The following is a 1,178-nucleotide window of genomic DNA, read 5'->3' on the forward strand; positions in this document are numbered from 1 at the left end:
TTCGGCCCGGCAAACCTGCCGTTGCCCAGGACGAAAAACCGGAACGGCTCGCGCATGAATGCGTCGCGCGCTTGCCCCGGCGGCGGCATGATCTCCAGCCCCTGCCGCAGCTGCTTGCGTGTCCATACGTCCCACAGCCGGTCCATGTTGGCGTGGTGCAGGTAGAAGATCGGGTCCAGTGGGGACAGGAAGTTGGTCATGTTCCCGTAGGGGCCCGGATCGATCGCACCGACGCCACCGATGCAGTTGTGCACCTTGTTGTGCGGGAAGCCTTCCAGTACCGAGAACTGGGTGTTCTTGTCCGGCGAGTCCACGTGCGAGGCCGTGCGCGAACTGGTGAAGCTGCGGCTGACGTCGGCGTTGTAGAACTCCACCGGCGACAAGCCGGCGTGGATGGTGTCGGGCGATACCGCGGCGGCGGTCTTGGCATCGAGGCGGGCATTCTGGCGCCACAGGTAGCGCGCCCCGCAGGTGATGGCATAGCCCGCGTTGCCGGAAATGCCGGTTTTGGCCGCGGCGTTGTAGCCGGTCACATCGTTCCACAATGCGCCGAAATCGGCATAGCCGCGCGCGGCCAGTTGCTGGCGTTGGTAGGTATCGAGGCTGCCCCAATACTGTTGCAGCGCCGGCTGGATGAAGCTCGTGAACCGCGCCAGGTTGCCGGTGTACGGCGCGTACGCCGGGTCGGTGGGAGAGAGCACGCCGTCGAACATGGTCGCCGGAATCTCCGGCTGCGACGTCCAGTCCCAGTAGGGCATGGCGAACTGCGGATCGCCGCTCAACGTGCGGATGGTCTGTTCGAAGTAGCCCACATAACCACGGTGCCAGACGTAGAACCACCAGTTGCCGTGCGGGCAGTCCATCAGGTGCACGAAGGCGTTGCGGAACCAGTTGTGCGGGTGATCGGCCGGCAGCGCCAGCATCTTCTGGATGCCGCGCGCGTAGCTGGCCAGCATGCGCTGGCCCTGCGGCGTGTTGACGTTGTAGCGATGGAAGGTGGTAGCGGCAGTCGTGTCGGTGCCGGTGGCGCCCCCGGCGAAAGCAGTACTCGATGCCCACGAGGCAACCGAGGCACTGGCGGCGGTGGCAAGGAAATCACGGCGTGTGTAGCGCATGGTGGTACTCCCTGGTGATCGATGGAACCGCATGGGTTACGAATCACTGCGCGGACATGCCAC

1 protein-coding gene is annotated in these 1,178 nt (G+C 64.9%); it reads right to left on the minus strand.

All coding sequences use genetic code 11. The features are described from left to right. Positions 1-1,115: tyrosinase family protein (locus tag DBR34_RS11540; protein WP_258223836.1), on the minus strand; the 1,115-nt coding region annotated here is incomplete at its 3' end. Positions 1,116-1,178: the final 63 nt, after the last annotated feature.

The organism is Stenotrophomonas sp. HMWF003, from assembly GCF_003061285.1.
GTDB lineage: Bacteria > Pseudomonadota > Gammaproteobacteria > Xanthomonadales > Xanthomonadaceae > Stenotrophomonas > Stenotrophomonas maltophilia_AP.